At 43.6% G+C, this 15,242-nt stretch carries 9 protein-coding genes; 3 read left to right on the top strand and 6 right to left on the bottom strand.

The genetic code is table 11. The annotated features are described in order from the left end of the window. Nucleotides 1–16: 16 nt before the first annotated feature. From ACTXGH_RS05995 to ACTXGH_RS05975, 5 genes are all read right to left on the bottom strand, one after another. A complete protein-coding gene (locus tag ACTXGH_RS05995; RefSeq protein ID WP_439295963.1) occupies nt 17–1,480 on the bottom strand; it encodes a di-heme oxidoredictase family protein in 1,464 nt (487 codons plus the stop codon). A gap of 182 nt (nt 1,481–1,662) precedes the next feature. After that, nucleotides 1,663–3,327 (bottom strand): RCC1 domain-containing protein, encoded by a 1,665-nt coding sequence (locus tag ACTXGH_RS05990; protein WP_439295962.1) that lies wholly within the window; start codon nt 3,325–3,327, stop codon nt 1,663–1,665. A gap of 253 nt (nt 3,328–3,580) precedes the next feature. After that, complete coding sequence (gene rpoD / locus ACTXGH_RS05985) at nt 3,581–5,494, bottom strand: RNA polymerase sigma factor RpoD (RefSeq protein WP_439260789.1); 1,914 nt, start codon at nt 5,492–5,494, stop codon at nt 3,581–3,583. Nucleotides 5,495–5,947: 453 nt separating this feature from the next. Beyond that, nucleotides 5,948–8,098: a DNA primase gene (locus tag ACTXGH_RS05980; RefSeq protein ID WP_439295961.1), complete on the bottom strand. Its 2,151-nt coding sequence runs from the start codon at nt 8,096–8,098 to the stop codon at nt 5,948–5,950. A gap of 332 nt (nt 8,099–8,430) precedes the next feature. After that, nucleotides 8,431–9,612, bottom strand: a complete 1,182-nt coding sequence (locus tag ACTXGH_RS05975) for an outer membrane protein assembly factor BamD (protein WP_439260791.1) — start codon at nt 9,610–9,612, stop codon at nt 8,431–8,433. 609 nt (nt 9,613–10,221) lie between these two features. Between ACTXGH_RS05975 and ACTXGH_RS05970 the strand changes: the two genes are divergently transcribed. Then, nucleotides 10,222–11,403 (top strand): RluA family pseudouridine synthase, encoded by a 1,182-nt coding sequence (locus ACTXGH_RS05970; protein WP_439260839.1) that lies wholly within the window; start codon nt 10,222–10,224, stop codon nt 11,401–11,403. Between the two features lie 3 nt (nt 11,404–11,406). Continuing rightward, nucleotides 11,407–12,333 carry a polyphenol oxidase family protein gene (locus ACTXGH_RS05965; RefSeq protein WP_439295960.1) on the top strand — a complete coding sequence of 309 codons (927 nt, stop codon included), beginning with the start codon at nt 11,407–11,409 and terminating at the stop codon, nt 12,331–12,333. Between the two features lie 92 nt (nt 12,334–12,425). Here the strand turns inward: ACTXGH_RS05965 and ACTXGH_RS05960 are convergent, their stop codons facing one another. After that, complete coding sequence (locus tag ACTXGH_RS05960) at nt 12,426–13,694, bottom strand: YeeE/YedE family protein (protein WP_439260793.1); 1,269 nt, start codon at nt 13,692–13,694, stop codon at nt 12,426–12,428. A 539-nt stretch (nt 13,695–14,233) separates the two neighbouring features. On the opposite strand from ACTXGH_RS05960, the gene ACTXGH_RS05955 reads away from it, so the two are divergent. Continuing rightward, nucleotides 14,234–14,842 (top strand): flavodoxin family protein, encoded by a 609-nt coding sequence (locus ACTXGH_RS05955; protein ID WP_439295959.1) that lies wholly within the window; start codon nt 14,234–14,236, stop codon nt 14,840–14,842. Nucleotides 14,843–15,242 lie beyond the last annotated feature (400 nt).

The following is a 15,242-nucleotide window of genomic DNA, read 5'->3' as shown; positions in this document are numbered from 1 at the left end:
CTAGGTGCTCGAAATCTTAAATGCCGTTTAGAAATGACAGTAATATATTTTTTTGCTCAACAGACAACTGCTCAAAACGTGTTTTTGCACCTTCTGCTTCACCGCCGTGCCACAGTATCGCCTCAGTCAGACTGCTGGCGCGACCATCGTGCAAAAAACGCGCGTCCGAGTCTTGTGCTACGATTCCAATACCCCATAATGGCGGTGTACGCCATTCAAAACTTTCAGCATTCTTTTCTTTTACGCCATCATCAAGTCCTGCGCCCATATCATGAAGTAATAAATCGGTATAAGGGTAGATGGTTTGTTGCGATAACAATGGAAAACGGTCACTATCGCCAGTCTTTTGCTTGGGCGTATGACAGCCAGCACAGCCGACTTGGGTGAAAAGATTGGCACCTTTATTAAAAGTTGATAAATTGCTCACCCGCCGCTCAGGAACTGCAAGCGCGGTCATAAAGTCAGTCACAGCATCCAAACTGCTGTCTGAGACCTCTGGCGTACCGCCATTGGCGGCTGTCCAACAAATTGGCTGATTAGCGGTACAGTTAGGGTCCATAAATATCGAAGTGGTTAAGCCCATATCTTGCGACATGGCGTTGGCGTTTTGGGTACGCAGACTTGAATTAATCGCTTTCCAACCAAAGCGGCCAATTCGCTCATGAGCACCTTCGTTAACCCAGTGCACACGGCCACTGATTTCATCTTTATTGTCATCGTTAGCATCGGCGGCAGCGATAATACTGGCTTCAGGGATGAGATTAAGTAAGCCCATACCGACCAGTTGCGGCGAGATACGTCCACTAATAGCGGTATCTCCTAAAGGTTGGTTGGAGTCCGTTGGGGTAAATTCGAATCTGATACTTTTAGAATTTTTATCGTCTTCAACAGTAGCGATATAGCGCATTTTACCTTCGGTAGCGATACTGGCGTCGATACTTTGATGCTGCATTTGCTCACCATAATAAGCATGAGCCAGTCCTTGTTTATCGCCTAGTCTAAATAAAATAGCGTCGCTTAGCTCACCGTCGCTAGCATAGATAGGTTTGCGTCCCTCTGCGCTATGGCACTGAGTACAGGCATTGGCATTAAACAGTGGCCCGACACCATCAAATAACACGCGGCCTTGATTGGCGGGCGTCCATTCGGTGATAAATAACTCACGCCCAGGCGAAACGCCGCCTAAGGCACTACTCGGTAAATTGGGCATGATCTGCAAAAACGGCTGCGAGATATCAGCTGTGATAGTGGCGCTGCCGCCTGCTGGTAGCCAATCGGTATCGGCTTCTGTCTCATCAGGTGTATTTGATGAGGGAGGGTTGCTAGGCAAGCTGGGGCTGCTAACTGTATTATCCTTATTATCGTCTGAGCCACCGCAAGCGCTCAGTACCAGGGTCGTCGCTAAGCAGAGCAGGGCATTACGCATAGCGGGTAGTGCTGATCTGGGTAAAATGGTTGGTCGATGGAGGCAATAAGACATGGAATTACCTAAAATAGTCATAAATCAGTACAATCAAGTAATGAATAAAAATGAGTAAGCTTGATCGTTAATTAAAAAGGGCGACATAAAATATGCAGCCCCTTTTTTTACTTAACGATTATGTTTTTTTAGCTCTTTATAAGTGTTAATCAGCAAGTTTGAAGGACATAAGCCATCGTTGCTTATAGCTGACTTGGCAAGTTCACAGGGATAGGGGTGTTATACATCCAGGCATGCGTGGTGTCTTTATTACCCAATGAACCCTCAAAGCTCCAGCCCCACGTAAATAAAAAACCATACTGAAGAGATGGACTGTTATCTGGGTTGAGCGACTTTTCATGAGCAACAAGATGCATAGCGCCCATTGCCATATTGTCGATGTTGTTTAGATTGGGCAGTTTGTCAGTTGGCTCATCTAGGTCATTATAGATGGTTTTACCTGCACCATTTGTTTCGCCAAACATGCCCCAAGGGTATACCTTGCCATCATCTAGTAAGGCGTAGCTGGCATTGCCATTAGCATAAATACGGCGAATATCTTTACCCTTGAACCATGGTAGTTTGGTAGGTGTTGCAACGATATCGTCCCAAGCTTTTTCGGTATCACCAAATAGCTCACCGTTGTAGCCTATTTGGCTTGTGGCATTGAGTCCCCAACCATAAACCGACTCTTTATTGGTCAAAGCCAATACATGGTCACGGCCAGCGGCAAGTTGAGTGACTTTTTCTACCTCTTTAGCAACACTATCATCAGCGATTTGAGTATCATCACTTTGACTGTTTTTAATGATATTTATAAGGACAGGGGTTGCATTGATATTGACGCAATCATTGGCACTGGTACAGGCTTCACCTTTTCCAAAATTGGCATAAGCGTCGCTACCCCAGCCCCAAACTTGTCCTTTATTATCTAAAGCGTAGGAGCTATTGGCACTGGCAACTACTTGCACGATATGTCCAATGTCAGTTGCTGCTGAGAAGTCTACTTTGACCGGTATGCTACTACCGTCTGTACTAGGAGCAGAGTCATTACCAAGCTGTCCTACATCGTTAGCACCAAATGCCCATATACTGCCATCTTTGGTCAGTACTAGATTGTGCTTGTAACCGGCTGCCACCATGATTGCATCCTCGATACCTTGAACAGCACTGATATCAAGGCGACAGTCTTCAACTTGACTACAGCTATTACGACCTGTTTCGCCGCGTCCCAATTGCCCATATTTATCTTCACCCCAGCTGTAAACTTGTCCGTTTTGGTCAATAGAGAGCGAATGGTTTTGATTAAAACTAACAGATATTAGGTTTTGTGGCGCATTGTTTATGAGCATTGGCGTATCTGGATGTCCCATGACGTCTGTTATTTTTGTTGTCAGTCCAAGACCAGTTTGACCATAATTATTGCGCCCCCAACCGTAAAGCTGACCATCACGAAGGGCAGCGGTATGTGCACCACCTGCCGCTATGGTATCGCCCAGATAGATGGCTTTAGTAGAGCGCATCGTATTACCAGCATTATCCGTCGCTTCTAGGGTTATTTTATTGTGGCCCAACGCTAAAAAAATAGACTCATTAAAATAGCCTTCAGCATCGATCTTTAGCGTACGTACCGGTTCGTCATTGAGTTGATAAGTAAATGACTTGATACCGCTGTTATCTTGTACTCGTCCTGAGACAGATACGGCGGCAACGGCACTATAACCATCAGAAAAATTGCTGTCGGTCGTCAGTAATGGCGGTGTCCCATCAACAATAGGAGTTGTCACTTTTTGGTCATCGCCACAAGCAGTTAAAGCCAGTGCAGTGGTAATAATGGCTAGTGCTCGAGCTAAATGGGATAGACGCATAAAACCTCAATAAGTGCAAATATATGCAAAATAATATAAAAAATAGGAAGGATGTAGAGATATTAAATGCGAATAATATTACAAATAAGAATCATTATCAATGTAAAAGTAAAAATGATGATAGATATTGTGGATTGACTATTACTTTGCGCTAAGTCATAAGTATCTGATAGACACAAAAAAGCTGAGACATGCTCAGCTTTTTGGTTTAATTCTAAGAACGTTTTTATGCGTTTAACAACTTCTAAGTGAATCAGTCGTTTTCTAAGAAAGAGCGCAAATGCTCAGAGCGTGAAGGATGACGCAGTTTACGCAAGGCTTTTGCCTCAATCTGACGAATACGCTCACGCGTCACATCAAACTGTTTACCGACTTCCTCTAAAGTATGGTCTGTTGGCATATCAATACCAAAACGCATTTTTAGCACACGAGCTTCACGCTCAGTCAAGTTACCAAGCACATCACGAGTGGCTTCTTGCAGACCAGCGGCTGTTGCATCATCAACTGGGCTTGAGATAGTACCATCTTCGATAAAGTCACCTAGGTGCGAGTCTTCATCGTCACCAATAGGGGTTTCCATAGAGATAGGCTCTTTGGCGATTTTTAGTACTTTACGGACTTTAATCTCGTCCATCTCTAAGCGTTCGCCCAATTCTTCAGGCGTTGGCTCGCGGCCCATTTCTTGTAGTAGCTGACGTGAGACGCGGTTTATTTTATTGATGGTCTCAATCATATGTACAGGAATACGAATGGTACGTGCTTGGTCAGCGATAGAGCGGGTAATGGCCTGACGAATCCACCATGTGGCATAGGTTGAGAACTTATAACCGCGGCGGTATTCAAACTTATCCACCGCTTTCATCAGACCAATATTACCTTCTTGAATCAAATCCAAGAACTGTAGGCCACGATTGGTATATTTTTTGGCAATAGAGATGACCAAACGCAGGTTGGCCTCGACCATCTCTTTTTTGGCACGGCGGGCTTTGGCTTCACCAATCGCCATACCGCGTGCCACATCTTTCATATCGTTGATTTCCATGTCGAGCTTTTGCTCGTAATCACGGATTTTACGTTGTAGCAAAATGACATCATCGATGACTTTTTCTAAGTTTTCAGCAAAAGCAGGCTTGCCTTTTAGGCGCTCAGTGAGCCAATCTACGTTGGTTTCGTTACTTGGGAAAGTCTTACGAAATTCAGAGCGCGGCATACGACCACGGCGGATTACTAAACGCATGATCTGACGCTCATGCTTGCGCACGTCATCATACACATCATGCATGATAGCCATGACTTGATCTGACATACGGTTATTAAGCTTCAACATCATAAAGCGGCTGGCAAGCTGCTCATAGGCTTCGTCAGCTTGTACGCTACCGCGGCCGTAATCAAGCAATGCTTGTTTGGCTTTGATAAATAAATGCTCAATCTCTTCTAAACGTAGGCGTACTTCTTCTGGATCGATACCGCCCGTTTCTTCTTCAGCCTCATCGCTGTCATCAACCTCTAAATCATCGCTGTCTTCATCATCGTCGTCGTCATCTTTTTCCGCCTCAGCTTTTGCATTGGCTTTCGTTTTCATGACTAAGATTTTTTCTTTTTCTCGCTCTTTTTCTTCTTTAGCTGCGGCGATGTCTTCGTCTGTTTCAGGATCTAAAAAACCAGTGATAACGTCAGAGAGTTTCTTTTCGCCGTCATGTACTTTTTGATATTCATCAAGAACGAATTGTACCGTACCTGGCCAGTAAGCCATCGCATGCTGTACATCACGAATACCTTCTTCAATACGCTTGGCGATAGCAATCTCGCCTTCACGGGTCAACAGATCAACTGTACCCATCTCGCGCATATACATACGAACAGGATCGGTAGTACGGCCGGGCTCAGTTTCAACAGAGGCCAATACTGCCGCTGCTTCATCAGCTGCCATATCATCATCGCTTGAATCATCGTTCATCAAAATATCATCAGCGTCAGGCGCAGCCTCAAATATTTTGATGCCGACGTCAGTGAGCATTTGGACGATGTCTTCGATCTGATCGCTTTCTGTAATAGAGTCAGGCAGCTGGTCATTCACCTCAGCATAGGTAAGATACCCTTGCTCTTTGCCCATTTGGATTAAGGTGGCCAGTTGAGACGTGGAATTGGAAACTGACTTGTCGCTCATAAATACTCACTTGCTTGCGTCGGGCATTTTCGTAAAATAACAGACTATCGCTTGTAGGGTGCGTTGATCTAATCAGTAGATTGATCATATGAAAAGCGTAGAAAATGTCAATAATAACGAAAATGAGTTGATATGAATAAAGGCTCAAAAAACTACAATATAACGGCTAAATAAAAACTTGCTAAAAATACTACTCAAAAATAAAGCAATATGGCTATCTTTAAAAACAACGGTATTTAAAAATAGTGTGACTCAAAACAACAGCCAATATTGACAACGGCATAGTTTAACACAGACCACCGCTTTCAAGCACAAGACAGCCAATCAGTTGCTGCATATATTATAGTCCATGTGTGCTTGCCATAATCATAGATGATGGGGGCAATAATCTATGTTTTAAAGGGCAAATATTTTATCTGCTATTGAATCACCTAAAATGGTCTTAAATTAAGACTAAACGCTGATCATTGATGCAGATTGCTCTGCTTGCTGTGCTCGCATCCAATCATTTAGAAGTTGCGTCTGTTTGCGTACGATCGCAAGTCTAACATGATCCGGATTCTTGATAAGATCTTGCATCTTTCTTTGCATATTAAGCTTGAGTAGCTGCATCACTAGGTTTTCGATCAACTCATCAACGCTTAAAATATTTCTTGTGGTCAAGGTCTTATAAAAAGCGCCCCAACTACGGCTTAATGTTTCTTGAGTGATAGGCTGTAGGTTTGACATAATAAAATGCGCAGCAGCGTTGGCATCTGTTGGTAAATAAAACAAGCAGCGTTTGATTGTATTGACAACATCGAGCAAAGCGGTATCCTGCAAGTCCTCCCATGCTAGCGGACGAAAAGCATCTAAAGGTGCTTTTTGCTTGATATGGGCAGGGAAGTCTAAACGATTGATACCTGCTTTTTGCCAGATTGACTCAATGGTGTCTTCTTGCAGTACGCGGGGCTGAAACAAAAAACACAGCTGCAGCTGTTGGCTGATGGTCATGTCACCATCAAAATCAAGCAGCGCGTCTTTGGCTTCGACATTTTGGCTGCGCTTACCACCCAGCTTTTGATATATATCGTTATTTAGCAAATACCGAAAACTACTGCCTTTCGGTAACGCAGTGGTCAAGCTGCGCACTTGTGACATTAGCTTGGCTTTGCCTTCTGCCAATGCCAAATCGTAACGCTCACTCAAATAGGCAAAAATGTATTGTGACAAGGGTTTGGCATTGGCGATTTGTTCACGCATGGCCTCACTGCCGTTTGCTTTTATAAAAGTATCAGGATCATGACCGTTGGCCAAGGTCAAAAACCGTAGTTCCTTATCATCAGCGAGTACTGGTAGAGCAACCTCAAGTGTGCGCCAAGCCGCTTTTTGTCCTGCGCTATCACCATCAAAACTGAGCGTTAGTGTGGGGTTTAGGGTCAGTAAACGTGAGATCTGGCTTTCATTGATGGCGGTACCCATAGAGGCTACTGCGCCATAAATACCTGCTTGGTAAAGGGCGATCACATCCATATAGCCTTCGACCACTAGCCAGTGCTCTGCACGCTGCTGGCGTGATTCGTAATAGCCATATAGTACATGTTGTTTATGAAAGACAGGCGAGTCAGACGAGTTGATGTATTTGGGCTTCACGTCATCGTCTAAAGCGCGACCACCAAACCCAATCGTGCGTCCTTGATTGTCTCGAATCGGAAAGATAACCCGATCACGGAGCAAATCATAATCACGTCCAGACTCTGACTGCCGTACTAAACCCAAGGCTTTAAGCCCTTCGATATCTTGCGGGAACTGATGCTCAAGATGCTGCCAACCAAATGGCGCATAGCCCAGCCCAAAAGTCTCAAAAGTTTCTTGGGTAATACCGCGGGTCATAAAATAATGCTTGGCATGGGGATGCGTGGTTAGATTGTGCTGATAAAACTGTTGAATCTGATTTAATAATTCATATAAGTTACCATCTTGCTCAGCATGGCTACTGCTGTCGCCAGACAGCCCCATTGCTGTCTCTGTTAACCACGCCGGTGGATAGCCATTTTCGGTATCGTTTTGATACTCTGCGCCATAAGTGTCTATTGGGTAAGGAGTTGAGTCGTAAGGATCTAACGGTGGATAATCATCGTACCCATTGCTGTCATCGTAAGCGGGTTGGTCGTTATACCCGAGTTGACTTGCGCCTTGATTACTTAAGTTAGATACGACAGAAGGAGTATGTGCGGTCTGTGCTGCGCTGTGACGGTCCACAGTCGGACTGGGCACTGATGGTGGAATAGGCTTAGATGCTCGGCGTTGATAACTGACGTTACGTTGTTCATCTTTTGGCACTTCAATGCCAGTTTGTTTTGATAACTCATTGACCGCTTCGATAAAGGTTAAGCTTTCATAATCGCGCAAAAAGCTAATGGCGTTACCGCCGACATTACAGCCAAAACAGTGATAAATGTTTTTTTGTGGATTGACATAAAACGAAGGCGACTTTTCGCCGTGGAACGGACAGCACCCTTTATATTCACTGCCAGCACGTTTAAGCGTGGTGTGACGACCAATGATACTGATCAAGTCAGCTTGGCTGTTTAATTGTTCAAGAATATGATTGGGGATACTCATGAGAAAGGACAGTTTATCATAGAATAATACAAAAGTTATTTTAACACTTTTATTCTTTGCAATAAGTACTTATAGATTATTAATGTATATGTAACACACAATGAGTGCTACTTTACATGAAGAAATAGCCTAAGTAGCTAAAAAATTGAACTTATGACTCATAGTCTAAATTTTATGTATTAATACACAAAAGACAAAGCTCAGCTAATGACAAAATAATGATAAATGAGGTTTGTTAAACCAACAAGCAAATAAGACCAACTATATAGTTGATCTTATTTTTAATAGCTCATAGACGAGTATAAGAATAGCAGAACAAGTGTAGCGAGCGTTTAGTTATTATCATCCAAGTCTACCGTATTGCTATCATTTGGTAGTGTGGTACGGCGCATGGGGTTCATGTTTTGTGGGTCGACACTTGCTTCTCTAGCGGTAGAACCTGTGCTGGCCTGATTGGTCACGCGCTCAGTTGCGCTTTCAGGTAGACCCAAACCTACATTTACACCGCTGTTGCTGCGGGTTGGTGCGCCGTTAGCGGCGGGGGCAGCAGCATTATCAGCTGGCAATCTGAGCTGAGTGGCCGCTCGAACGGTTTGAGTTTTGGTGGCGCCAGTATATTCACCGTTGTTCATGGGCACATCTTTTAAGCTTGCACGACCAAGCTGACCAAAGGTTAGCTTATTCAACCATGAGCGGTCAGTTTTGGTAGAGAGTCTGACACGGCCATCATTCGTGAGCCATTCAGGGTAGTTGATTTGCAGTAAAGTTTTATACTCTTGTGCCAAATCAGTTAATCCTAACTGCTGATGACTATAAGCAAGAATAGCAACCGCCTCTGGTACCGCTTCACTAAGTGGGTAGTATTGAAATACCCATTTGGCACGGTTAACCGCGGCGACGTGTGCTTCACGTTCGATATACCAGTTGGCTGCGGTCAGCTCACTACGGGCAAACTGATTGTAAATAAAAGTCATACGCTGCGCTGCGTCTGGCGCATATGGGCTGTTAGGGTATTTATTAATCAACTCTTGAAAATTGGCAAAGGCAATACGTAAATAGGCAGTATCGCGCTCAGATTGATCCATTTTGAACAGCTTAATACCCTCAGATGAGCCTTGCATATTGGCCACACCGCGTACGTAATATGCGTAGCTTACTTGCGGGTTAGCAGGATAGAGATTGATGAAACGATCTGCACTTGCTGCCGCTGTCTCAAAGCTACCACTTGCATATTGAGCATACATAATATCAAGGAGTGCTTGTTCAGCATATTGTCCCGTCGGGTAAAAAGTACGTAAACTGGTCAGATCCTCAATCGCCTGTATGTAGCGGCCTTTATCAATCTGAGTAATAGCATCGTTATAGTAATCTTGCTCTGATTTTTCAGCGGTTTCGACCGCGTCACTGTCTGTATTCGTCAGATTTTTAAAAGTCTGACAGCCAACCAAGTTTACACTTAGAGCAAGCAAGGTTACTGACGAGATTTTGATAAAGGTGTTGCCAATAGGGCGCATACTTCTTCTCCGGCACAAGGCGCACAATAGCGGTGACGCTATCGTACTAATAACAAAGTTAATGATAAAAGGCTAATTATTAAATTATAAGGTAATAACGTCCAAAACAGCAAAGCAACGAGACATAAAGTAACTAGTGGCTTATAGTTGAACATAGCATACAGCAAAATCACGTTTACTTTATAGAATAACGTCTGCTTCGTCTATTCTTCTGTGCGCTATTTTGTAGCCAGATAGCACAGCAAAGTCTGACACAACAAATTTTGGACAGTTTAGCATGAGCGTCTTTTATGGGCGATGACAATTGTGGCTATTCCACTATAATATACAGTAAATTACGGCAACGTTATATTATAGAGAGTTACTATTATGGCTATTTATTTGGCAAATTTTTAGTAGTAAAGAAGAGATAACTGTCTGTAAGCATAGGGGGAAAAGCGCTTAGCATGGTACACTATGACGATGTTTAACCAGCTTTTTATTGAGAGTCTGAAAGTTCTTACTTAAGCATCTAATGAATTGCGGCTTTATCGCTTTATAAAGTTAATCCTTATGACCTGCTCATTTGTGAATTAGGTCACCTACGAATCTGCTATGAATAATAATGCTATGACCACAAATATAACACCGAAACAAACGTCTGATACCGAATTGGTGGCGCAACAGTCATCTATAGAGGATGGATTGACCACCAATGGCTCAAGCCTTGATGTTGACTCGCTTGATGAGAATTTGTCTGATGATGAGCAAGCATCTGATTATGAAGAAATCAACGACGATGAAGATCAAGATGAATACGCCAGCTCTATAGCTGGGCAAGTCTTACCGCAAGTGATTGACATAACGCATACGGTAACTGAGAAGGAAGCGGGTCTACGTATAGATAAGCTTGCCTCACAGGTTTTTACTGACTTTTCACGAGTGCAGTTACAAGGCTGGGTTGGTGATGGTAGTTTGTTATATAACGGTAGCGTACAAAAGCCCAAACAACGTGTCAAAGCGGGAGATGTGATACATCTATCTACGACATTGCAGCAGCATAGTGAAGATCAGCCAGAAAATATCGCCATCGATGTCGTTTATGAAGATGATGACGTACTGGTGATTGATAAGCCTGTCGGCATGGTGGTTCATCCAGGGGCGGGCAATCAGACAGGCACTTTGGTCAATGCTTTGCTATACCATTATCCTCAGCAGCATCACTTGCCACGCGCAGGCCTTGTACATCGAATTGATAAAGATACCTCAGGGCTCTTACTGATTGGTAAAACCAAGCCTGCGCAAATGGCTTTGATGGAGCAGCTCAAAGACAAATCTGTTTATCGTCACTATCAGTGTGTCGTAGCAGGGGATGCAGCAAGCTTACTGCGTCATCGCCGTATCGATGCACCAATTGGTCGTCATCGCAATCAGCGCACAAAGATGACGGTGATGACCGCTGGACGTGAGGCCGTAACGCACTTGTTAAATGTCACACCGCTTAATGATAATTACTGTTTACTGGACGTCGGACTTGAGACGGGTCGTACCCATCAGATTCGTGTACACCTAAGCCATATCACTTATCCAATAGTTGGAGATCGTGTCTATGGAGGACGTCGTCAATTGCGGGCAGGGTTGACAGAAGAGCAGCGCCAAGCGATTGGTAATTTCCCAAGACAAGCGTTGCACGCATATACTTTGGGGTTTGTCCACCCAACGACGGGTGAAGATATCGAAGTGACCACTCCTATTCCTGAAGATATGCAAAAACTCATATCAGTGCTAACTGATGGTTATGATGACGAATAAAATATGACAGATAAACTTCCCCTGACAATGCTGGCACAGCTCAATGAAGTGACAGTATTCCAAACAGCCGCCTATCATACCGCTGGTTTTGTGCATGCTGATATTAAGCATAAAACGCTTGAAGATCAAAAACATCAACCAATGCTGCAATCAAAACAAGCAAGCTATGGTGAGTTAAATCTTGGACTGCACGTTGCTGATGATCCTGTACAGGTATTGGATAATCGTATGCGTTTGCTAGCGACTATCAATCAGCAACTGACAATCCAACGGCGTGCGCCTATCAGTAGTGTGTACTGGGTAAATCAAGTTCATGGTAAACAAATCTATGATGTAGACGCAAGCCCGCTTAGTATGCGTCCAGTAGATGCTGATGCAATGGTCAGTAAGCGAGATGGTTTGGGACTTGCTATTATGACAGCCGATTGCGTGCCAATCGTATTATATCAGCCAGCAAGCGGCCAGATTGCAGCGATTCATGCAGGCTGGCAAGGACTTGCCTGCGGAGTCATTCCAACGACGATAAAGCGTTTTACAGAGTCTGGCGACATCAAAGCGTGGATAGGCGTTTGTATCAGTCAAGAAAACTACGAGGTTGATAGTCAGGTTCGAGATAAGCTGCTAGCAGGTTGCATCGAAAATCAGTCGTTGTCAGTACAAAGTATAAGTAGTACTGAGCGCTTCGATCAGTTATATGCGGTAGATTCCGACGTTCATAGCTCGACTAATACGGACTTGTATACAGATAAAATTAAGCTTGATTTACCAAAGATAGCTGCCGATCAGATAAGCAATGCTAGCGTGACATTAGCAAATGAAACCTCGATAAGCTGTAGTTACGCTGATTCTAGCTATTATTCGTATCGGCGCCAGACGCATTTGCAGCAGCCAGCAACGGGGCGTATGGCATTAATTATTGTGCGTAGTTAAGCTAAAGCACTAACAAAAAGTGTTTAGGCAGTAATAAAAAGAGCAGGCTAAAACCTGCTCTTTTTATTGCCGTTTCAACAGACTCATTTATATTAGCATACAGAATCATTGGACTTTGGTACCGAAAGCCCGAATAGCGGACGTAAGTATAAGGCTAAAAAAGTACCGGCCATAGCAAGTATGCCCCAAATGTAGCCATGCAAGCTAAAAGATGCGATGCCGCCGAAGTAAGCGCCAATGTTACAGCCAAATGCTAAACGTGCACCGTAACCCATCATCAGACCACCAATGACTGACGCTGCAAAATTACCCACAGTAATCTGAGTAAACTTGAACAGACCGCCCGCCGCTGACGCAATAAACGCACCGATGATAATACCGATATTCAATACAGTCGTTGAGTCTGCAAAAATAGACGCATCAAGCGCCGCTGCATTCGCCCCTTGCCAATAGCCCCAGCTAGCGACATCAACGCCCAAGCCGCTCGCTATCTTGGAGCCCCATAAAGTAAATGCTGAGGTAATGCCCCAAGGCTGACCGCGCGTCAGTAACGTCAAGGCATTGAGTAGAGCAAGAACAATCGCTGCTGCAAATAGAGGCCAAGAACCACGAAAGATGCGCTTCCAGCCAGACTCAGATGGTACAGGTGCCATCTTAGGTGCGGCTCTTTTTTTCTCAACGACCAACGTAACCCAAGCGATTAAACCAAATAACGCAAGCGACACCAGCCAGGCGCCTGTATAACCAAGACCTGTAGAAGTGGCTAATGAATAGGGGGCATAAGCTGGCATCTCCTCTGTCCAAAATGGCAGATGATAAGCGCCAATCGTAGCCCCTATTATAAAAAAGATAAAAGTGATGAACATAACCGAACGTCCACCGCCTATCGCATAGAGTGTGCCAGAAGCACAGCCGCCACCAAGTTGCATGCCGACACCAAAAACAAAAGACCCAACTAAGAGGCTGACACCCAATGGCGCCACATAACCTGCGACTGGGCCGCCAAATATTGTGGTGCCATAAGCAAGAATAGGAGCAAACAATGTCACTGCGACTGCTAGCATCAGCATATGGGAACGCATCGCCTGTCCATTACCGACAGCCATGATACGTCTAAATGCTGAGGTAAAACCAAAACGTGCATGAAAGAGGGTATAGCCCAGCAAAAGACCAATACCCAGAAGTAAAGATTGAGAGATATGCTGGGTATCAAGTAAATGAATGAGTAGTAGCAGGCCTGCTATTACGCCGCCGGCTATTAATACTTTTTGCGGTGCATTGAGTGCTAGACTACCTCTTACAATGGGGTCTTTTGCATCATTTACAGGCTGAACTCTAGTGGTGGTATTTAACGTATTCAAGGCAATGACATCCTTCTCCGATGCATGTGATCGAATGTGATTTGTATAAGTATTTATATAAGAATAGGAAGTAGGGTTATGAGACTCGTTTGATGCTTTTAATAGTGTATAAGTAAGCGCTCCATCATAATCTTATTGTCATCAAAGTAAATATTAGCGCATTAGAAGAATAAGAATAATTATATGACAATATGGAATAGGCTGTTTATTACTGACTATTTAACATTAATAGAGGGTGACACTGCTTGTTAATTCTTGCTTGCTGATGGATAAAGCATAGTATCTATTACACAAGGATAATTGATAATGTGTAAAATCTCGCTACAGTGTGCACTAATAAATGACGAGCAGTAATAAGCTGGTACTCATTAAAACATGCCTGTTACAATATGCTTGAATTTACCGAAGTCTACCGCATATCAGGTAACAAGCATCTGCACCAGCTATGTTGGTAACGTTTCCCATCATATTTTGAGGGATTTAGAGCAACAGTACCCTACCGCTGAATCAATTACTTATTATCCATTATTAGAGTTTGTATGAATACATCAACCAAAGCATCTTTATCTACCAAAAACGCGCCTAATGTATCGATTGCTGTTATTTTTCATAGTAACTATGGGCATACCAAGCGCGTCGCAGAAGCGATCGTACAAGGCGCACATAAACAACTGCCAAAAGCTCAAGCAAAAGCGATCGATATCCATGATGTTGATTGGGATTTTGTGGATCAAGCTGATTTGCTGGTATTTGGTAGCGCGGTATATATGGGCAGTGTTACCGCTGAATTTAAGACCTTTATGGATGAGACCTCAAAGCGTTGGTATCATCGCAAATGGGAAGGCAAGTGGGCGGCGGCTTTTGCCAATTCAGGTGGACTAAGTGGGGATAAGCTTGCAGTATTGCAGCAAATTTCATTGTACGCTATGCAACATGGAATGAACTGGATCGGTCTGCCATTGATGCCGACAGGTCATGAGGCTCATGATTTAAACCGACTATCGAGCTTTTTAGGTTTGATGACTCAGTCGCTTGATGGCCCACCTGAAGAAACCCCAGGTAAGGGTGATATTGATACCGCTATTTGGTTCGGCGATCACTTAGCAAAGACAATTATCAAGCATCAGCCAGTTAACGAAACCTCATAGATTAAAGTTTCGTATTTATAAGTGAGCAACCATTAAAACAAAAAAGCAGACGTCAATATTGATGTCTGCTTTTTTGTGAGCTCAGTTAATAATGATCTATATCAGTGGTGGATAAATTAAGGTTGGAAGTCACAGGGATAGGGCTATCAAAAAGTAGCAAGGACTGACAGCCAGTAAAAAGCAGCATCGGTATCAACATGCAAAAAAGGTTAAAGGGTTTCATAGTAGTTTTTGGCATACCTTTCATAAAATTTGAATTAAAGCTTGAATAAAGACCTGAATAATCGTACCGAAATGACAGTTTTAAATTATGACTGAAGCTACAGCGTCTGGTGAGCTTCCATCATAATCCAAACATAAGAATATGCAACCATCTACTTTCACTCAAGAATTTTTTGCT

This window comes from Psychrobacter sp. 1Y10 (assembly GCF_052259005.1).
GTDB lineage: Bacteria > Pseudomonadota > Gammaproteobacteria > Pseudomonadales > Moraxellaceae > Psychrobacter > Psychrobacter saeujeotis.
This window is presented reverse-complemented; position numbering and strand designations above follow the sequence as displayed.